This window comes from Moorena sp. SIO3I6, from assembly GCF_010672095.1.
Window position 1 is genome coordinate 15,830 of record NZ_JAAHHU010000067.1, and the last position, 20,377, is coordinate 36,206.

General features: G+C 42.9%; 19 protein-coding genes. 9 read left to right on the forward strand and 10 right to left on the reverse strand.

Annotated elements, in window-relative coordinates; translation table 11 throughout:
* Positions 1-161: 161 nt before the first annotated feature.
* On the reverse strand, positions 162-1,466 hold the full coding sequence (locus F6K49_RS19565; protein ID WP_293099320.1) for a family 10 glycosylhydrolase: 1,305 nt from the start codon (positions 1,464-1,466) through the stop codon (positions 162-164).
* Between the two features lie 225 nt (positions 1,467-1,691).
* A complete protein-coding gene (locus tag F6K49_RS19570; protein WP_366514203.1) occupies positions 1,692-2,858 on the reverse strand; it encodes an AAA-like domain-containing protein in 1,167 nt (388 codons plus the stop codon).
* Positions 2,859-3,373: 515 nt separating this feature from the next.
* Between F6K49_RS19570 and F6K49_RS19575 the strand changes: the two genes are divergently transcribed.
* Positions 3,374-3,691 carry a DUF4359 domain-containing protein gene (locus tag F6K49_RS19575; RefSeq protein ID WP_293021803.1) on the forward strand — a complete coding sequence of 106 codons (318 nt, stop codon included), beginning with the start codon at positions 3,374-3,376 and terminating at the stop codon, positions 3,689-3,691.
* Between the two features lie 54 nt (positions 3,692-3,745).
* Here F6K49_RS19575 and F6K49_RS19580 read toward each other — a convergent pair whose 3' ends face one another.
* From F6K49_RS19580 to mutS, 4 genes are all read right to left on the reverse strand, one after another.
* On the reverse strand, positions 3,746-4,837 hold the full coding sequence (locus F6K49_RS19580) for a hypothetical protein (RefSeq protein WP_293099323.1): 1,092 nt from the start codon (positions 4,835-4,837) through the stop codon (positions 3,746-3,748).
* A gap of 404 nt (positions 4,838-5,241) precedes the next feature.
* Positions 5,242-5,481: a hypothetical protein gene (locus F6K49_RS19585; RefSeq protein ID WP_293099326.1), complete on the reverse strand. Its 240-nt coding sequence runs from the start codon at positions 5,479-5,481 to the stop codon at positions 5,242-5,244.
* Between the two features lie 130 nt (positions 5,482-5,611).
* Positions 5,612-5,881 carry a hypothetical protein gene (locus tag F6K49_RS19590; RefSeq protein ID WP_293021801.1) on the reverse strand — a complete coding sequence of 90 codons (270 nt, stop codon included), beginning with the start codon at positions 5,879-5,881 and terminating at the stop codon, positions 5,612-5,614.
* Between the two features lie 348 nt (positions 5,882-6,229).
* A complete protein-coding gene (mutS, locus tag F6K49_RS19595; RefSeq protein ID WP_293099329.1) occupies positions 6,230-9,253 on the reverse strand; it encodes a DNA mismatch repair protein MutS in 3,024 nt (1,007 codons plus the stop codon).
* A 340-nt stretch (positions 9,254-9,593) separates the two neighbouring features.
* On the opposite strand from mutS, the gene F6K49_RS19600 reads away from it, so the two are divergent.
* The gene (locus F6K49_RS19600) at positions 9,594-9,854 is read left to right on the forward strand and encodes a MoaD/ThiS family protein (protein ID WP_293099332.1); all 261 of its coding nucleotides are present in this window, start codon (positions 9,594-9,596) and stop codon (positions 9,852-9,854) included.
* Positions 9,855-9,910: 56 nt separating this feature from the next.
* On the opposite strand, the gene F6K49_RS19605 is transcribed toward F6K49_RS19600, so the two are convergent.
* From F6K49_RS19605 to F6K49_RS19615, 3 genes are all read right to left on the reverse strand, one after another.
* The gene (locus F6K49_RS19605; RefSeq protein ID WP_293099335.1) at positions 9,911-10,144 is read right to left on the reverse strand and encodes a hypothetical protein; all 234 of its coding nucleotides are present in this window, start codon (positions 10,142-10,144) and stop codon (positions 9,911-9,913) included.
* A gap of 332 nt (positions 10,145-10,476) precedes the next feature.
* On the reverse strand, positions 10,477-11,793 hold the full coding sequence (locus F6K49_RS19610) for a recombinase family protein (RefSeq protein WP_293099338.1): 1,317 nt from the start codon (positions 11,791-11,793) through the stop codon (positions 10,477-10,479).
* Between the two features lie 27 nt (positions 11,794-11,820).
* Entirely contained in the window at positions 11,821-12,198 is a 378-nt protein-coding gene (locus tag F6K49_RS19615; protein WP_293021792.1) for a VOC family protein, read from the reverse strand.
* Between the two features lie 357 nt (positions 12,199-12,555).
* Here F6K49_RS19615 and F6K49_RS19620 point away from each other — a divergent pair, with 357 nt between their 5' ends.
* On the forward strand, positions 12,556-12,738 hold the full coding sequence (locus F6K49_RS19620; RefSeq protein WP_293021790.1) for a hypothetical protein: 183 nt from the start codon (positions 12,556-12,558) through the stop codon (positions 12,736-12,738).
* Between the two features lie 18 nt (positions 12,739-12,756).
* On the opposite strand, the gene F6K49_RS19625 is transcribed toward F6K49_RS19620, so the two are convergent.
* Positions 12,757-14,241 carry an Ig-like domain-containing protein gene (locus F6K49_RS19625; RefSeq protein ID WP_293099342.1) on the reverse strand — a complete coding sequence of 495 codons (1,485 nt, stop codon included), beginning with the start codon at positions 14,239-14,241 and terminating at the stop codon, positions 12,757-12,759.
* Positions 14,242-15,588: 1,347 nt separating this feature from the next.
* On the opposite strand from F6K49_RS19625, the gene F6K49_RS19630 reads away from it, so the two are divergent.
* The 6 genes from F6K49_RS19630 to F6K49_RS19655 form a co-directional block, all read left to right on the forward strand.
* A complete protein-coding gene (locus tag F6K49_RS19630; protein ID WP_293021784.1) occupies positions 15,589-16,089 on the forward strand; it encodes a DUF2231 domain-containing protein in 501 nt (166 codons plus the stop codon).
* Positions 16,086-16,691 carry a DUF2231 domain-containing protein gene (locus F6K49_RS19635; protein ID WP_293059727.1) on the forward strand — a complete coding sequence of 202 codons (606 nt, stop codon included), beginning with the start codon at positions 16,086-16,088 and terminating at the stop codon, positions 16,689-16,691. The genes F6K49_RS19630 and F6K49_RS19635 overlap by 4 nt, the downstream gene beginning before the upstream one ends.
* Positions 16,692-16,699: 8 nt before the next feature.
* On the forward strand, positions 16,700-17,641 hold the full coding sequence (locus F6K49_RS19640) for a cytochrome c oxidase subunit II (RefSeq protein WP_293099347.1): 942 nt from the start codon (positions 16,700-16,702) through the stop codon (positions 17,639-17,641).
* Entirely contained in the window at positions 17,638-19,326 is a 1,689-nt protein-coding gene (gene ctaD, locus F6K49_RS19645) for a cytochrome c oxidase subunit I (protein ID WP_293099350.1), read from the forward strand. Before F6K49_RS19640 ends, ctaD begins: the two co-directional genes overlap by 4 nt.
* Entirely contained in the window at positions 19,313-19,948 is a 636-nt protein-coding gene (locus tag F6K49_RS19650) for a heme-copper oxidase subunit III (protein WP_293059736.1), read from the forward strand. Before ctaD ends, F6K49_RS19650 begins: the two co-directional genes overlap by 14 nt.
* A gap of 83 nt (positions 19,949-20,031) precedes the next feature.
* Positions 20,032-20,377: DUF29 domain-containing protein (locus tag F6K49_RS19655; protein WP_293099353.1), on the forward strand; the 346-nt coding region annotated here is incomplete at its 3' end.

The following is a 20,377-nucleotide window of genomic DNA, read 5'->3' on the forward strand; positions in this document are numbered from 1 at the left end:
ATGCAGCCCATCGCTATTCCCTATTCCCTATTCCCTATTCCCTATTCCCTCTTCCCTCTTCTTTCTTCTCTCTTGCCTGTTCCCTGTTCCCTGTTCCCTGTTCCCTAAAATCCCGAAATTCTGTACATCATACCTATGATAAACGCTATATGAGCTTACGTCTATTTAACATAAAATTGCTTTAACTTAGACGCTACGTCTTCTGGATTTGTCCGATCAGGAAATACTAAAATAGCCTTAATTTTGTTGTTAGCAACTATTTCTGGCAAGCGATGGAATTGTTTATCAGTAATAGCAATTCCATCATAGGTTTCGGCATAATCTACTTCTTTGGTAAAATTTTTATCATTATAAGCTTGAATAAAAACTCGATCTACATTCCATTTTGGCCAGTCAGCAGCAAAATATTTTTTAGCCCAATAAGGATTATGATGACAAAGATCAAAACTAACCTTTGGGTTAGCTTGTTTCATAGCACCGATCATTTCTTGTGAAAAAGCGGTTAGCTTATTAGTGCGATTTACTTTACCTGGCAACTCGGCATGGTAACCCAGATAATCGTCCCATTGGACTGCATCAATTTTAGGATATTTTTGGACAAATTCTACTAAAATATCTCTAAAAAAATTAGCAACTTCAGGAATTTCCACATCAAGAATATAATGCTCGATTCCTGGATAGGTGCGATCAACGCCCGGTACAACCCATTTCCGTTCAATAGCTAAATCAAAAATCGGGCTATTTTTATCTATTTTGATACCTTTTTCAAAATAAGCATGAACTTCCATGCCGTGTTTGTGTGCTTCATCAATTAGCCAAGTTAACCAGAGGTCGCGAAACTGATTAGGACAACTTTTATAACCGAAAGTTTTTTGCATCACTTCACTAGTGTACATAGGACAAATATTACCCCATACACCATGAATAATCGTATTAATTCCTTGAGAATGATAATGACGAACTTGTTTTCTAATCTTCTCTTCACTAGCATTATTAGTTACCTTATAACGACTTATATAAATTCCTCTGATTGCTTTTTTATCCAAAGGAGTTTGAGTTGTTGGTGATGCTGGCTGATGATTAGGTTTAACAATTGGTGTTTGAGGTTTTTGAAGTTTTTGAGCTGTTTGAGGTTTTTGAGGTTTTTGAGCTGTTTGAGGTGTTGATGAAGCTGGCTGATGATTAGGTTTAACAATTGGCGAATTTGGTAAGGAAGGTGCAGTGGTTACAGAAGGCTGAGTAGGAGCCGAAGGTTGTGGTTCGGCTGGTGTCCAATTTAATCCAGGAATAGTTATTGGTAGATTTTTCGGAATAGCTATTGGTAGGTTTTGAGGTAATTTGCTAATCATGGCGAAACCTCCTTGATGGTTCAACCACCAATAACCACCGCCTAAAACCAGTAAGATTAGAGAAATAGGAATATTTGCGCATCCACATCCACTGTTTTCATTATTTTTATTCGACATCGTCAAATTCTTGCCTAGCAAGAGTTTGGGACATTATTTTAAGTTATTTTAAGCGGCTGAAGCCGAAAATCGAGATATATAGCAATTCTATATCCCATAAGGTACCTATTATCACCCTAAATCCCCCTTAATAAGGGGGACTTTGAGGTTGAGAAGCGTACCTCATAACTGCGATAAACGATATAGCTAGCGTTTTAGCAGCTTAAACTAATAGTGTAGCATACTTTATCCGGAAGAGGCAAGCTTTTGAGCATAGGGACGCAGATTCCCTAGTTGTTTGGTAACCCATTCAGCATTAAAAATTGCTTTATATATAGGGTTGTTCAGCCTCAGCCATCCTTGTTGATTAACCACCAAACCCGATAGCAGCAATTCCTTGCACTCTTGGCTGTTATCCATCGGTACATCATCTCCAGCTAAAATCTGCTGATAAAGTCCCAGCAATTTATCAGCATAATATTTATTACTCAAATTATTACTCAAAAGGCGAGCCGAGATGCTCCGCAAATGTTCGGGTTCATCCTGGGATTCCCAATTATCAATAATTTGATTATGTACGATTTTGCTAACCCAAGATTCCTCATTACCAGGAGCAATAGTCAACCCGACCCTTACTGAGTCTACCACCAACTGACATAGTTTTTGGGTCAGAAAAGGTTGTCCTCCTGTCCAAGCCAGTATCTCCTTGAGAATCGTTTTAGCATTACCCCCTGTTTCCTCTAATCCCTTGGCAAGGGGATATGCTTCATCGAATTCAAAGCCATTTAGTTCTATGGCTTTCCCGATATTAAAAGGTGTCCGCTTTTTGCCAGTCATCAAATCCCTTGGCTTAGCTACCCCGAATAAAGCAAAGACAAGGCGATTATAGTTGGGATTAATTACTCTTTGGTTATAGCAGAATCGGATCAGAGCCAAAAAATCCTCAACGGGAAAAGGTAAGTTTAGAATAGTATCAATTTCATCAATGAAGATAACAATTCGCTCAGTAGGAAATTTGACCAGCAGGATATCTTCCAGGAAATAACTCAATTGCTGAAGCAGTGAGAGATACTCTTCCTGGTGCCACCAGGATTGGAAATTAAAGTCACCGAATAACTTGAAACCTCGTACTAACTCAGCCACCACTCCTTTGTACCACTGATTTGGGGTAATTATTTCGCTACCGATGCGCGTCATATCAATAGTGCTGCATTTAAATCCTTCTTGTTGTAGTTGATGTCTGATTCGCACCGATAGAGAAGATTTACCCATTTTTCGGGGAGCCATAACATAACAAAACTCACCCCTTTTTAAGGCGTTATAGAGTTGGACATCTGCTTGTCTTTCTACATAGCTAGGTGCATCACTTGCTAGACTACCACCGACTTGGTATAGAAGGTAATTGTCAATCATAAAATTGTTATTAATTATGGTTTAGGTTACAGACATTCAGCAAATAATTTAAGTTTGTTTTAAACAAAAATAACCGAATTACTATAACGCTACTAGATAAAAAATATAATCATAGCTTGTGAAGAAAGTGTGAAAATATCATAGGTAGTGGAATTGTCAGCTTATGCGCTACGCGCACGCGTGCGCGTTCAGATTTCAGCTAGGGAAAGGATAACTTCGGCTCTCGGAAAAGAGAATTAGATCAAGTCCCGTTAATCATTTGTAAAATAGCAGATTTAGCAGCAATAGCAATCAATAGGTTAAATTTTCCGGAATAGACCCACAACATAACGAAAAAAATATTTAACCAAGGAATTTAACTGGGCTTCCCATCAGTCGAGGATAGCCAGCCAAGCCAAATCTGGTTGACTAATCATCCTATGGCTGAGCAGGTAATGGGTGATGGGTAATGGTCAACTACTAATTACCAAGTCCTAATTACTGATTACTAATAATCGATTTTTTAAGAGAAAATTATGTATCAGCGCATCAATAGCACAGTTTTCTTAGCTTTAGTGTCCAGCATTATGGCACTCACCAATCCCACTAAAGACGCTTATCTTGATCATGCGTCATGGCACTTACATGATACTTACTGCCAGCAGAAATCCCTTCCTCTTGGGGTAAAAGCAGCTTGTTTTGTCGGTAAACCTTTACCACCTGATGCAGTTAAGCCAGTGATCGAAAGCTACACTCGTCACCAAAACTATTTCCTTTTCAGTATCTATACCACCAACTTCTGGGGTAAAAAATTTCACACTGTTGGGCTAGGGGGCAAATTTTTGGTGTTTTAATTATATCAGCTAATGCCCATAGCGCATTAGCTGTTTTATTGAGCTTTATTTAGATTAGTATAATCGTGGAAAACCTTCTATATCAAGGGATTCATAGTCTAATTCAGAGGCTGTAAACCGATATCTTTTACCACGTTCTAAACTCCTGGTTTGGTTAGTACATTCTTTAGCATTGCTTCCATCCTCTTTTCCTACAGAGCAAGATTGAAACTTTATGTTTAAAAAGTTATTGGTATAGATTCTATCGCTACCTGATGACAATTTTTGTATCCTATCATTGATCCAATACTTTACCGAGTAGGGAGTCTGATTGGATATAAGTGTACCAACTTCAGGGGTATTTGGCTTGAGAAAGCTTCGGATAACGCCGCTCCCACATTTGTACTCAGTAAGAGTCCTGATATCAGCACACAAAGACATAGGAACTTCTGAGTTCATACAAACTGATTTCGTAATAGGAGACGAATCTCTTTGTCTGACATCAACATTTCTTTTAATTACAGCAGTGAAAACTCCCGACTCAAGTACACGATCGCGTTCTTTAATCTCGTACTCAAATTTATTCTCGCCGTCTAAAACCCTAAAATATTTACTATGATGTTTTGTTCCAAAAATAATCTCTGTCCCTTCTGAAGATCTCCCCTCATAGTACTCTCTGTCGGTGTAAGGATATGGGTCACTAGCTACTCCTCTGGTAATATTTCTAACAATTACACGTCTTTTACGAGCTGGGGGAGTAGTACTGGAAGTAAACCGAGCCTCCCGAGAGGACCAGCTGTAACCTGGGCACTCACCTTTATACTTAGTTTCGTGAATTTCTACTTGATTGAGTTCTCGGCTACCTAAGAACTCCCATCCTATTTCAGGTCCAGGTTCTGTTTCCAAATCCTCTTCAATTTCTATTTCAGGTGCAGGTTCTGTTTCCGAACCCTCTTCAATTCCTATTTCCGGTGCAGATTTTGTTTCCGAATCCTCTTCAATTTCTATTTCCGGTGCAGATTTTGTTTCCGAATCCTCTTCAATTTCTATTTCCGGTGCAGGTTGTGTTTCCGAACCCTCTTCAACGGGCAATTGTGTTAGTGGTGTAAACTGTGCTATTGATGGTGCTATAAAAAACGTTAAAACTAGACTGCTGCTCAAAGCCATGAGCAACAAAAATTTGCTAGTTGATGTTATTTTAGGAACCATTTTGTTCCATAATCGATTTAAGTTAAGCATAAGACAACCTTAATTTATTTAAGGTATTTAAAGGTCAAAAAACACTTGTTAGAGTTTGCAATTAAATTCATCGGATCAATTAGATCTGAATTTCAATTTCGATCATTTGCTTGAGTGTATTAAGAGTAGAACCAGCAAGACGCTGAGCCTCACCCATATCATAAAAGCCATGCTTATGATACAAGTTGAGGGCAAAGTTTCCGACAATTGCTCAAATCTTTAGCAGTGCAAGACTAGCAGGGCAGATCACGGGCGCAATCAAAATTAAATAGCCCTGCATTATCAATACCACTCAGTAAATTGGTTGACCATCTTGCTGACCTATCTAATAATTAGCGAATAAGATGGTAATTTGCTTGAGGAACTATCTGTTGAATGCTGCTATCTTCTTTTTGGTTTAATTCACTTATTGTACCTCCAATTAAGCCCAAACAAATCATGGGTATCGAAATGATCAATCCGATCATTATTTGTCCTAAATAAGTCCTAATGGATAGCCCCATCAGATGCTCAACTCCATAGTCGATATGCCAATTTCCTTGTTCATCTTGATAGACGTCTTTAACTTTCATAAGTTTCCTTACTCATCCAATAAATACTAAAAATAAAGACAAAGCTTATAGATAAAATTCCGCAATTTAAAACAATTTATTTTTATTTGATTGAATCCCTGGCTATTTAAGGGGTAATCGCTCCTTTAAACTACTCATTTACTATAATCATTTTAGGAGAGCCATTTTCTTGAGGAACTATCTGTTGAATACTGGTATCTACCTGCGGTATTGATTCAATTAAGGCATCGAAAACGGAAAGTAAAAACATAAAAAACAAGAAACTCATGGGAATCGAAATAATAAATCCGATCAGTGTCTGTCCTAAATAAGTCCTAATGGATAGCCCCATCAGATGATCGATTCCATAGTCGATATGCCAATTTCCTTGTTCATCTTGATAGACGTTTTTAACTTTCATAAGTTTCCTTACTCATCCAATAACTTAAAAAAAAAATACAAATCCACAAAATTTCTACATCACATGGCGCTATAATTGGCGATGCTACCCTTTAGAAACTAAAGGTTTATCCCTATCCAGAGCTACAGGTGGCGTAGTATCTAGTCACGGAGCTGCTCCCAAAATTGATTAGTTAAGGTCTATATACTAATCAGGGCTAGCTTAAAAATTTATGCAATCGGATCTTTTTTCCGTAAGGGCAGGGGCGGGAATGCTTTCGCGTAGCGGCTCCTAGGTCCCATCCCATCCGCGTTAACTGCGTAGCTGTGTTAACTGTGTAGTTGTTAATCAGATCACAATCATGGTGGCTTAGTCATCAAAAATATCCAACTGCTCGATGGTCACCTCTTGGTCGCTCACCTTTTGGCCAGTTGTGTTCCTAGCTGACAATTGTTTGCCAATCCCCTTGCGCAACCCCAGGGCAATTTTGCTGTGCTTCTCAATTTGCTTCATCACCTGCTTCGCCCGCTTAATCACTGAGGTTGGTAAACCCGCTAAACGTCCGGCCTCAATGCCATAAGAACGGTTAGCTCCTCCTGGCTGTACCTGATGCAAAAAGATGATTTCATTGGGTAACTCTTTTACCGTCACTTGATAATTAGCGACATTGGGCAAAATCGAGGCTAACTCATTCAACTCATGATAATGGGTAGCAAAAATCGTCCGTGCCTTAATTTCCATGGCCAGATACTCCCCCACTGCCCAAGCTATGGAAAGACCATCAAAGGTTGCTGTACCTCGACCAATCTCATCCAACAACACTAAAGACTTATCCGTAGCATGATTGAGAATATTCGCTGTCTCGTTCATTTCCACCATAAACGTAGACTGGCCTGTTGCTAAATCATCCACCGCACCGACTCTGGTAAAAATGCGATCGCAAATCCCCAAACTTGCTTCCGATGCTGGCACAAAACTCCCCACCTGTGCCATCAACTGAATCAATCCTATCTGACGCAAATAACAACTCTTCCCACTGGCGTTAGGTCCGGTCAAAATAATCAAATCAGGATTATCCGTTTCGCTTGCAGGTTGGAGGGTTGAAGGTTTAAGGTTAGAAGGTTGAAGGTTAGCAGGTTGAAGGTTAGTGTTGGTTGAAGGTTGTTCGCGTAGCGTGGCCTTTTGGCCAAGGTTAGAAGGTTGAAGGTTAGTGTCGGTTGCAGGTTGTTGGTTAGAAGGTTGAAGGTTAGCAGGTTGTTCGTTATCCGGTTGCTCGTTATAACTTTCAACCTTTAACTCCTCTTCAAGCTTCAACTCCCCATCAACGTTAAACTCAGAAGAACTTTCAACTTTCAACCTTCCAACATTCAACTCCCCTTCAACCTTCAACTCCCCGTCAACCTGCAACTTGTTTTGACCTAAAGACGCGGAATTGGGCACAAACAAACCACTGGGCAAGGACTGCTCTACCACTGGATGCCGTCCATCTATAATCCGAATTTCCCTGCTTTGATCCATATCGGGACGACAATATCCCTGATAAACTGCTACTTCTGCTAATCCACACAACACATCCAACGCTGCTACTGCCCGAGACACACCCCGAATCCTGTCAGCTTCCAGCGCTACCTCATGGCGCAAACCTACAAAAATTTCATACTCTAAACGATTCAAATCCTCCCGCGCCGTCAGAATCCGTGCTTCCCTTTCCTTAAGCTCTGGGGTTATGTAGCGCTCTTCATTAACCAAGGTCTGCTTCCGAATATAGTTATCTGGTACCTGAGCTGTCTTAGCACGAGGGACACTAATGTAATATCCAAAAGTCTTATTAAACCCTACCTTCAGCTTGGGAATATCTGTCTTTTCTCGCTCCGTCACTTCCAAATTGGCAATCCACTGTTGATCCTCCTCGGCTTGAGCACGCATTTCATCCAACTGCTGGTTGACCTGAGGCCGAATTAATTTCCCCTCAGTCAGATGCAACGGTGGTGACTCTACCAGATGCTCCTGGATTGTGTGCCCTAACTCTTCCAATTGTGGCGGTACATTCTGCATCACTTTCAGATAGGGAGAAGAGCCATAAGCCGCTAGGTCAGCTAATTCCGGTAACCTCAACAGAGAATCCCCTAAGGCGACTAAATTTCTGGCATTCGCTCTACCAGAACTTGCTTTACCTGTCAACCGCTCCAAGTCATAAATTTTCCGAAGCAGCTGCTGTAAGTCCTGGCGCAGTCCAGTATTCTCCACTAATTCGGCAATCGTATCATGTCGCGCCCGGATTCCCTTAATCTCTAGTAATGGTTGCAGTAGCCAGCGCCGCAATGCTCTACCTCCCATGGCTGTACTAGTTCGATCTAGAGCCCAAAGCAGGGAACCATTAAAGGTGTTATCTCGGACAGTAGCAGTAATTTCGAGATTGCGACGAGTCTGGTGGTCAAGAATTAAATAATCAGCAATGGTATAGGTACGTAATATCTGTAACGCTACATAATTTTCTTTTTGGGTATCTTTGAGATATTCCAACAATCCACCAGCAGCACGGACACCAAGGGGCAGATGTTCACACCCTAAGCCTTCAAGCGATCGCACTCTGAACTGTTCCAACAGTCGCTGTCGGGCTTCGGCCAAGGTAAAGTGTCGTTGGGGACGGAGTGCATAACAAAATGAATTAGGTAAACAATCCGGTAAACTCTCAGAGGTCTGGCCAGGTCGTAGCATACTCCCCAAATCGGGAGCATTGGTGGGAATTAATACCTCCGACGGCTGCAAGCGCATCAATTCCTGAACCAGCAGGTCTAACTCTCGGTCTTGAGTAGTCAGGAATTCCCCAGTGGAAATATCTGCATAGGCTAAACCCCAATGATTTTTAGCAATGACTACTGCTGCCAGGAAATTGTTACGACGAGCATGGAGCATCTCCTCTTCCATCAAGGTACCGGGGGTAAGAACACGGGTGACTTCCCGGCGCACCTGACGTCCTTCTTTGGCTGCTACTGAGGCATCTTCCACTTGGTCACAAATTGCGATCGCATAGCCTTTTTCCACGAGCATGGTGCTGTAGCGGTCCAAAGCATGGTGAGGAACCCCTGTCATTGGCACCCGTCCCACTCCCTTACCTGCTTCTTTGCTGGTTAAGACCAGTTCCAGGGCTTCAGAAATTATCCTGGCATCCTGAAAGAAGGTTTCATAGAAGTCCCCAACTCGGTAGAGCAGCACAGCATGGGAATACTGGTCTTTTAGTTCAGCAAAATGCTGCATCATCGGTGTCAGCTTACTGCGGTCCACTGTCCGATGGTCAGTATTCTCAGGCGCAACTTTCCTTGCTGCTTCAGTTGCCCTTTTCGGAAGGTTATCGTTGGATTCGGGAGTAGATGCTTGAGGGGATCTGCTCATTTACTAAGCTAGAAATACCAATACTCTATAGTAATAGGTAAATCCAAGTCACCTTCGGTTTGTTAGATTCATTTCCACTGGGCTTCCATTACTCTATCGCCATAGTTTTATTAAGACTAGCTAGTTGAATACTGTAGTCAAGAATGTCACTTAGGTTTTAAAATACTCCTGAATTAGGGTACATACTGCTTTGGTCATGAGGGTCCATCTATCTTATTTTATTAAGTCAAGTATAGATCCAAGGATCTGAGTCTCGTCAGGGATAAGATAATAAAACAGCATTTAACACAAAAAAATAGCAATATTACAGCAATTAGGGAGCTTGATAACAACTTTATCTATGTCTGAACCATCAATCACTGTTACAGTCAAGCTTTTTGCTGCATATCAAGAAACCTATGGGGTGCCAGAACTCCAGTTAGGATTTCCTCCTCAAACATCAGTATCAGCCGTGCTAGACCGTTTACTGAGTGAACACCCAGAACTGGAGCAATGGCGTGAAGTGACCCGCTTTGGCATCAATCTCCAATTTGTTCCCCCCGATACCCCCTTGCAAGATGGGGATGAAGTGGTTCTGATTCCTCCTGTTAGCGGTGGTTAATCGATTATTGTGCCTGCAAGCCTTTTGCCTCCAACGGTTGTGTTTCTAGTAAAAACTCACAAAAATTGACTTATATGTAACGTTGCTTGACCATGATCAGGAATCCAGGATACCCACTGGTCTTCTGAAACCTGGCACAGCAGTAGCCCTTGATCAAAGCTATAGGGATTAGGTAGCTCTAACAAATGTACCCAAGTCCCAGGTTGGAACGCATCTTGGGACTGATCTAAGTTGGGATTAGGGGAGCTGTTCCAAGTCGGGGTTTGGGTCTGCGGTTCTAAAAGTTTCATGGTTCGTCATCAAGGTAAACAAATTCCCGTCTACCCTAGCTGAGACTGCTTCGAGCCAAAATATTCCCAGACAATGGGTAAACTTTAACTATTTTCTGTATTTAATTTTACAAAAATAACTGGGAAGCACTAGCGTTGTGAGAGCTAATGTAATTTATCTTTGGATAACTTTACAGGATGCCTCGCCAAAGGGCATTGCTTAAAGTAGGAGTAATGTGTCGGTGGCAAATGGCTGATAGCTGATAGCTGAACGCGCACGCGTGCGCGTAGCGCATTAGCTGATAGCTGATAGCTGATAGCTGATAGCTGATAGCTGATAGCTGATAGCTTACTTAAAAAATAAACACAAGTTGCAGCTGCCATTCTTTTACCTGACGCAAGATTTCAATTTTTTGAATAAACTCCCGAAAGTAAAACCGACGCTCTGATTCTGATAAATCAATCCAGAATTGAGGAATGGATACTGTTTGAGCGATCGCTTTTAAATTCACTGGCGGCAAAGCAGCTAGCTGCTGCTGTAATTGGGAAATTTCTGTGCGTAGTTTGTATGCTCGTAAATCAGCAGTGTCTTGATCAAGCACACCACTAGACGTTAACAGGGGTAGCTGCTCTAAATTATCTTTTTTTTGAGTAATTTTACCCTTCAGTGATTCCTTAACCCCATCCAAGCTGGGAGTATTCATAGCAGCAACGGCACGGGGTAATTCCTGACAGATCAGTTGAATAGTCTGCTCCAAGACCTGTTCATAACTAAGAGCACGGCATTTGGGATGCTTAGGACAATTGATCGGACGTAGGTAGAGATATTGTTTGTTTTTACGATATTGAGTAACACTAACAACGGTCATCCCCGACTGACATTCCTGACAAACCACCAACCCGGCCAAAGAACGGGGAGCACTAGCGGTTCGAGGAGGTAATTGTCGGTTGCGCCTGAGCAGTCGGTCAATTTGTGCCGCTTCTTCCCGATTCAAAATAGCACTATGGGTATCGGAAATAACCTCACCATTTTTTTGATAGCCAAGGTCTCCCCGATAAACCGGATTTGTTAGCCAACGACGCCCGGTAGTCACGGAAATCCGTTTACCATATTTTTGCTCTAAATACCGTACTGCACCCCGCAAGGAACCATAAAGCAGAAACTGTTCAAAAAAATCCTTAACCACCGGTGCCGTACTGCGGTCAATTAGATAGCGGTCTTTGCCCCGCCGATAGCCATAGGGGGCTTTTCCTGGTGGGGGTAAGGCTTTGAGGCGATTACGAGCGTGCCCTTGCCGAAGGCGGCGGCTGTTGACTTCCTGCTGGATTTCGTGTAAGAGCTTCAGTAAACTAGCGCGAATCGTAGTGTAGTTGGTAGCATCCGTTAGCTGAGCAGAATTGTAAGATTGCTCTGTGGCAATCAAACAAATACCGAGGGTTTCAATTTGGGTAATGCGATCGCTAATTTCAGCTAAACACTCTCCCAGTTCTTCCAGACGACGAATTAGCAAGTAATCAGGGGGTTGAGCTTGGCAATCCGCAACTAACTGCTGCCACTGCTGACGTCCTCCTAAATCTAGATAGATCTGATCCACCTCCAAACCCCAAACTTCTGGGTCGGGCACTGGGTCAAGTAGGGGATTGCTGTACAGGTAGGCAATGGTTTTCATCTATTTTCCCCATACCGACCTTAACCCCTAAGTGCTAATCTTACTAATCTGACTAAGCTCAATAATATTACAATCTGGATCTTGGGTAAATAATGCCGCACGACCAGACGAGCTCAATTGAATCGGGTAACCATGAGCTTGTAGACATTCCTTCGCTTCATCTAAATTTACGACACTAAAGGCAATGTGGGGATTACGACCCCATTTTTCAGGATTTTTTAGGTCAACTTTAGCATTAGGATTAACCATCAAGTGAATTTGGAATTGACCAACTTGGTACCAAGCACCAGGAAATCTCAGCTCTCGTTCAACTTTAGATAATCCCAAAATCTTACCGTAAAAATCCTCTGCCTTTTCCAAATCAGAAACTAAAACAGCAACATGAAGACACTGATTAATTTCCATAATCTTTTACTTTAAGGTTACAGGTTGAAGGTTTTAATGTTGAAGGTTTTAATGTTGAAGGTTGAAGGTTTGAAGGTTGAAGGTTGTTTGGTTTGAAGGTTGAAGGTTGTTTGGTTTGAAGGTTGAAGGTTGTTTGGTTTGAAGGTTGAAGGTTGTTTGGTTTGAAGGTTGTTTGGTTACAGGTTTAAGGTTTGATGGTTTAAGGCGACAGGTTTAAGGTTATAGCACTACCAATTAAGGTTAGTGCTATTCATCTGCTGACAGCTGACCGCTGAAGGCTGAATGCTTACAACCAGCTAACCTTGGCCTATTGGCCACGCGATCGCGTTCAACCTGCTAACCTTCAACTAGCTAACCTTGGCCTATTGGCCACGCGATCGCGTTCAACCTGTTAACCTTCAACCAGCTAACCTTCAACCAGCTAACCTTCAACCTACTAACCTTCAACCTACTAACCTTCAACCAGCTAACCTTCAACCTACTAACCTTCAACCTACTAACCTTGGCCTATTGGCCACGCGATCGCGTTCAACCTACTAACCTTAAACCTGCTAACCTTCAAGGTAGCCAACGAGCATTAAATCCAGTTAGGAGTGGTTCCGCTTCCAGCTTCACTGGAGTATCTGAAGATGTATCATCCACTAAAGGTAATAGCCAGAGTCTAGCATTGGCAATTATTTGTCCTTCATCAGTGATCAAACCTTCATCAGATGACCGTTCAGGGACTATTTGATCAAAGAGTATACCTAAGTCATCTGGGGACAAACTCATATGAACTTCCTGTTGCTCCGGTAAAAGTACCAAGCGCTTTAAGGTATACTCATTCTTGTCATTAGGTTTAAGGCTAATCGCTGCTAGGAAAGGTTCTTCTTTGAATTCTTCCCCAGCAATGAGTTGGCTGAGCAGACAATAGAGAATATGGTTTTGCGCCGAGAATTCACAACTATGGACAGAACCAGTGGTGCGCAGTATCTCTTGCTCAGAGCCCTGGTTTTTGACTAAAAATAGCGATCGCGTATAGTCACTATTAAACTTCACCATCACTGCTGCTGAACCATCCTTAGCAAAGTTTAGGACCATGCCAAACTTCGGTAAAAAGTCTAGGGGTTGAGCATTTGGTGTCAAGGGTAAAATGCCCACTCCCTGACCTTGAGCCATCGCAATAGCGTTGCTGTCAGGAGTAATCATAAAATCTCCTCCTGGTTCATGGTCTAATGGTTTCGGTTTAGTACCAGTTTGTATGGTCCACAGCCCAAATTCCGAAGGATTACTGCGACTGACCCGCTGTACCACAATCGTTTTACCATCAGCAGACAAATCAAACTTCAGATTCTGGTAGTCTTTGCTATCGAGAACCAGCTCAACTTTACCACCAGAGTCTGAGGATACGGTCTCTTGAGCTGGGGCACGAGTAGATATGCCCGTGGTCACAGTATATAATTTTGCAGAGAGCAAGTCCTGTTCTTTATTCTGACTTCTAACAGCAGAGAAAAGAATTCGGCTGCCATCAGGATAGAACTTAAAGTCCATAACCAGCAAATCTGGAGGCGTTAAGATAGTTTTTTGTTGGCGAGTGAGATTATAGAAAATTAATCGCCCCTGTTCTTCTGCTTTAACACCCACATAGGCAAAGGCTCGGTCACGGGTACGGAAGGATGCCTTAAACGGTTCGATGGCAGTCTTATTGCCAGGCTTAGCGAATTGCTCTACTGCCCCAGTGAGCTGGAATTGATACTCGGTGCCATAGGGTAAAGGGAGCAGCGGAGTATAAGCCATTTTGCGTCCAGCCCAGCTAATTTTGCCCGGGATGGGTGGAACAATGTTCAGATTCGCTTCCACACTAGTCTGATCCATAGGACGGCTGAAGGTTAGGATAAATGCTTTATCCTCCGCACCGATTTGTTTATCTTGCCAGGAAAATTCCCGTACCCTGGGGGCAGTGCGATCGCCAGTCCACAGTAATATACCAATCAGTAGACTCAGTATAACTATGACTACCCCAGCAGTACGGTCAATGGGTTGAAGAAAAGTTTGAATCTTCACGGTTTGAGTTGCTACTGATAGTTTAATCGGTTGAACTCTACTACCTCAGTCATTGATTTCTATGGGGGGCTTTACCCCCAATTTTATTTACCAAACGTATCATAGATTTGTTGCCTAAGCCCTGACTCACTAATCAGTATAGCCAATCTGTCAGTATAGCCAATCTGTCACCGCCTCAAGCCAATACCCCAGTATTAGTCAGTCCAATCCTCACTAACAGGGTAATTGACCCAAAAAATCGGATATAAGTTCAAAAATTGGTAATTTTAGACTTATCGCATTTTCTAGTCAAAGTAGAAAAACAAAAGTGCTATCACTAATCTTATCAAATGATTAAACTCTGATTAATTGCAAATTAACTGAGAAGTTAATTTATACTGACTTGAAGCTCCTCACTCGAAGCTCCTGATTCCTGAGGTGCGCTTACAGTCGTCGAATTAAATTCGCCACGGGTCGCACCTCGATAACGTTGCTTATGTCGAAATCACCTTGGCACGATATCGAAGGAAAACCATAAGTAAAATTACTCAACATTTCTAGCCTATAGTTTCCAAAGCCAATCCCCTTCAATTTATACAGTTAATACTTTATCTAGCGGTTATAATAGTAATTATGGATACATTTTTTTACCTATTCCCTATTCCAAAGTTTCCTACTCCCTACTCCCTGTTCCCTTTTACCTGAGCCAAATTTACCTTTGCTATAACAATACAAATCGTCAAAGTCAGATAAGACAAATTGTCAACCTTTTTGGCTTTGTAATAAATCTTAAAACTTTCTGAAAATATACTAATACTAAGGGTTAGCTGGCTATACTAAAACCAGGTGATATATCTAAAGTCAGGTATCGCTATCCTTGCTCCAGTTAGTAGCTATATCTACTAACTGGAGCTAGCTGCTTGCTTTGTAAACCCTGTAATTTGAATCAATTTGACAAAGTTAGTTGTTTGCTTAAAAATTAGCAGTCACTAACTAGATATCTGATCAAGTCTAAGTAAATCCTCAGTTAATGAGGATTTATATCTAGGTAAAAACTAAAAAATAGGAGAATCGCAGTGTTTTTTTTGAAAGGAATAAAGCCCCAACAATTTTATGTTATTTTATTGCTGCTCAGCCTGAATATAATTGTTTTTATGGCTCTAATGTCAAAGATGCCTAATAATTTGATACTAGCGTTTTAGTTAGTCTATTATTTTACTATTATTTGAGTACTATAATTCAAACTTAGTAAGTTAGTGGTAAATATGTAGTGATTTTGCTACGGTAAGCGTGAAGGTTTCGGGTGTTAAAATCACTACTTGTTTACCACTACCAACAATTCCTCATTGAAACCTCATTGAGAACAATATGCTAGAGTATCTCCCCCCACTCAACGATCACAACTTGCCGTATCCCGATACAATTCATCCGATCGTGGTTCATTTTGTGATTGCCATGGTATTGTTTGCCGTCTTGTGTGACGCTGTCGGCTACTTTAGCCGTAATTATCGTCTGTATGAGGTAAGTTGGTGGAATTTATTTTTTGCGACTATTTCTATCTTTATTGCTGTTATTTTTGGGCAAATTGAAGCTGGATTAGCAGAGCCTTACACAGCAGCAGAGGCAACATTGAACCTGCATACGCTGATTGGTTGGTCTCTGTCTGGCATCATTGCAGCGGTGACAGCATGGCGCTACATTATTCGTTCTCGCAATCCCAAAGAGTTACCCATACCTTTTTTGGGGGTGGGGGCGTTGTTAGTAGGGTTAGTGTTTGTCCAGGTCTACCTGGGTGACTTACTGGTTTGGGTTTATGGATTACATACTGTTCCGGTAGTAGAAGGGACTAGGGAGGGCTTGTTGCAATGAGTTCAAACCTAATTGACCAACTAGGGAGCCAATTGGGAGCCAATGGCTTGCCTTACCCGATTCCGATTCATCCCAATCTGGTACATCTAACCCTTGGTTTATTTATCGTGGCCATCGGCTTTGATATCGTTGGGGTCTTGTTTCCCCTGGAAAAGCCAGTCTTTAAGATACTGGCAATTCCTGCCACAAGATCCAATTTTTTTGATGTCGGCTGGTACAACATGCTGGCAGCAGCAGTGGTTACTTTCTTCACCGTTGCAGCGGGTTTCTATGAAATCATGCTGGCAGACCCACCCACAGAGGTTAGAAGTGCCTGGGGATTACAAGCGATGGAAACCATGCTTTGGCATGGAGTTGGCGGAGTCTTGCTGCTGCTGCTGATTGTAGCAATGACAGTATGGCGAGGATTTCAGCGATTTGTTTGGAATAAGGATAGGGCCAGACAAGTACAATGGACCTATTTGTTAGCGGGACTAGGGATTTTTGCACTGATGTTTGTTCACGGTACCCTGGGAGCGCAACTGGCGGCAGATTTTGGCCTACACATTAGCGCTGATCGCCTGTTGAGACTGGGGCAAGATCCAAACTTACTCTTGAAATAAATAAGCTCATGAATATTCGCAGGATTTTGACTTTGGTTGTCGTTGCGATCGCATTAGCCGGGATTAGTCTGTGGATGGGTCAACAGGCTTACTCTTGGTTTCCTCCCCAAGCTTCAGCTGAATCCCTGCTAGTTGACGATTTATTCAGTTTCCTAGTGACACTGGGAACCTTTATTTTCTTAGGAGTAGTAGGAACCCTAACCTATTCAGTCTTGTTTCAGCAAGCAGGCAAGTATGACATCAGTGATGGTCCAGCAATTGAAGGAAACATCACCCTGGAAATCGTCTGGACAGCAATTCCCTTGGTCCTAGTAATTTGGATTGCAGCCTACAGTTACCAGGTCTACGACCAGATGTCGATTCTCGGTCCGATGGAGCATGTTCATCTAGAAATGGCAACCGCTGAGGCTGCACCAATTGAACCAAGTACTGACTCACAAATGCCTGACTCCAACGAACCAATAGAGCGCATCGAAGTCTTGTCTCGTCAGTGGGCGTGGGAATTTCGCTATCCCGAGCAAAGTATCAGCAGCACAGAACTGCATTTACCCAACAACCATCGCATCAAGCTTACCCTGAAATCAGAGGATGTGATACATGGGTTTTATATACCCGCCTTTCGAGTTAAGCAGGATATTATCCCAAATCAGGCGATCGAGTTTGAATTTACTCCCATTCGCGAAGGCAACTATCGGTTGCGGGATTCTCAATACAGTGGGACTTACTTTGCAGCAATGCAGGCGGATGTGGTGGTACAATCCCCGGAATCCTATCAGCAGTGGCTTGCTCAAGCAGCGGTTCAACCCCCCAAAGCAGCCTACAATCCAGCCTTCGAGGAATATCGTCGAGCCTCTGAAACAGCAATTAATGCAGGCTGGAAAACGGTGGTTCCAGCTGCGCCTCCTATGGTGAATTACTCCGGTTCAAATATCCAAAACAAAGGATTATGACCAATCTTTCTTCGGTTGACGCGATCGCATCCTTGGGCAAACAGCCCTCGCCAGGTACCCCTGAAGACTGGAAACGGTTTTTCAGCTTCAGCACCGATCACAAAGTGATTGGGATTCAGTATATTGTCACCTCTTTTTTCTTTTTTCTCATTGGTGGAATCTTTGCCATGATCGTCCGGGGTGAACTGATTACCCCAGAGGCCGATCTGGTTGATCGCACCGTCTACAATGCTATGTTTACCCTCCACGGAACAGTAATGCTGTTCTTGTGGACCTTTCCAGTGTTGGCCGGGCTGGCCAATTACCTAGTACCGCTGATGATTGGGGCACGGGATATGGCATTTCCCCGGCTGAATGCCCTGGCCTTCTGGATGGTGCCCGTCTTTGGGATTGTCCTGATGGGAAGCTTTTTAGCTCCAGGAGGCCCAGCCCAGGCAGGTTGGTGGTCTTATCCACCCGTGAGCCTGCAAAACCCCACTGGTACTTTGATTAACGGTCAATTTCTCTGGCTACTAGCCGTGGCGCTCTCGGGGATATCTTCTATTCTGGGAGCCGTCAACATCGTAACCACGATTATTCGGATGCGATCGCCCGGAATGACCTTTTTCCGAATGCCTGTCTTTGTCTGGGCTGTACTCAGTGCCCAGATTATTCAATTATTTGGCTTACCTGCCCTGACTGCTGGAGCCATCATGCTGTTGTTTGATTTAACCCTAGGCACCAGCTTTTTTGACCCTGCCAAAGGGGGCGATCCCATTCTGTTCCAGCACTTTTTCTGGTTCTACTCTCACCCAGCCGTTTACGTAATTATCTTACCAATTTTTGGCATTTTTTCAGAAATATTCCCAGTTTACGCCCGCAAGCCCCTTTTTGGTTACAAAGTAGTTGCTATTTCATCCCTAATTATTGTCGGGTTGAGCGCTATAGTCTGGGTGCATCACATGTTTGCTAGTGGCACCCCCGGATGGATGCGGATGCTGTTTATGTTCTCCACAATGCTGATTTCCGTGCCAACTGGTATCAAAGTCTTTGCTTGGGTAGCCACCATTTGGGGAGGTAAACTCAGACTCACCAGCGCCATGCTTTTCGGACTAGGTGGCTTAGTGATGTTCGTATTTGCGGGCATTACTGGCATTATGTTAGCAGCCGTTCCAGTAGATATTCACGTCAACAACACCTATTTCGTTGTTGGTCACTTTCACTACGTTATCTATGGCGCAACAGTTATGGGAATTTATGCCGCCTTCTACCATTGGTTCCCCAAAATGACAGGGCGCATGTATAATGAAGGATTGGGAAAACTCCACTTTGCCCTGACCTTTATTGGAGCCAATCTCAATTTTTTCCCCATGCACCCATTAGGACTGCAAGGAATGCCCCGCCGAGTTGCGTCCTACGATCCCGAATTTGCCTTTTGGAATGTGGTTGCTAGCATTGGAGCGTTCCTGTTGGGCATGTCTACTTTGCCCTTTATCCTCAATATGGTTGGTTCTTGGGTACAAGGAGAAAAAGCACCAGCCAATCCCTGGCGGGCGATCGGGATAGAATGGCTTGTCTCCTCCCCGCCCAGTCACGAGAACTTTGAACAGTTGCCTGTGGTGATTGCCGAACCCTATGGCTATGGCAAATCTGAAGCTTTGATTTCTAACCCTGATGCCCTAGAAGTTATTCATGAACCCAACTGAAATCGATCCATCACTCACCTCTGGTGTAATACCGAGTCAGACCCATACCTCTGATGGGACGGCAGAACATAGCCATGATGAAGCGGGCAACAGCATGTTTGGCTTCATCATTTTCTTGCTTTCGGAAAGTGTTATCTTCCTGAGCTTCTTTGCTGGATACATTGTTTATAAGACTACCACAGCCGACTGGCTCCCTACCGGTGTCACAGGGCTAGAGATCAAAGAGCCAGCTATTAATACTGTAGTCCTGGTTTCTAGTAGTTTCGTAATTTACATTGCCGAACGATATCTCCATGCCAAAAATCTGTGGGGCTTTCGGGCATTTTGGCTCTTGACCATGGCAATGGGGAGCTACTTTTTATATGGTCAGGCAGTGGAATGGAGCAGTCTCCCCTTTGGGTTTACCGATGGCGTATTTGGCGGCACCTTTTATTTGCTTACCGGGTTTCATGGTTTGCACGTGCTCACAGGAGTCTTGCTGCAATTGATTATGCTGGGACGCTCCTTCATTCCCGGCAACTACAACAACGGTGAGTTTGGGGTTGCTGCCACCTCCCTGTTCTGGCATTTTGTCGATGTGATCTGGATTATTTTGTTTGTGCTGATTTACATCTGGCAGTAGCCTTATTCCTAGGTTGGGTGAGCAGGAGCGTAACCCAACCAGGTAAGGCTTTTGTCATGTTTAGTTAGATTTCCAAGAACAAAATGCTCTATGAAACTGATATCATCCAATGGGTTGAACAACAAGTTTATCTGATCAAAGAACAACGATATAGTGAAGTAGACTGGATTAATCTCCTAGAAGAAATTGAAGACTTGGGTAAACGAGAGCGAGACCGCTTTTTATCTTCTATTCGTTTAACGATTCAACATCTGTTGAAATGGGAATATCAACCTGAAAAACGGTCTAGGTCTTGGGAAATAACCATCAAACGAGAGCGCAATAACCTTAAACGCTATCTCAGAGATACTCCTAGTTTAAAGCGATACTGGGCAGATTTATCAAAAGTTTATGGTGATGCGAGAGCCGACGCTGCCAATGAAACTGGAA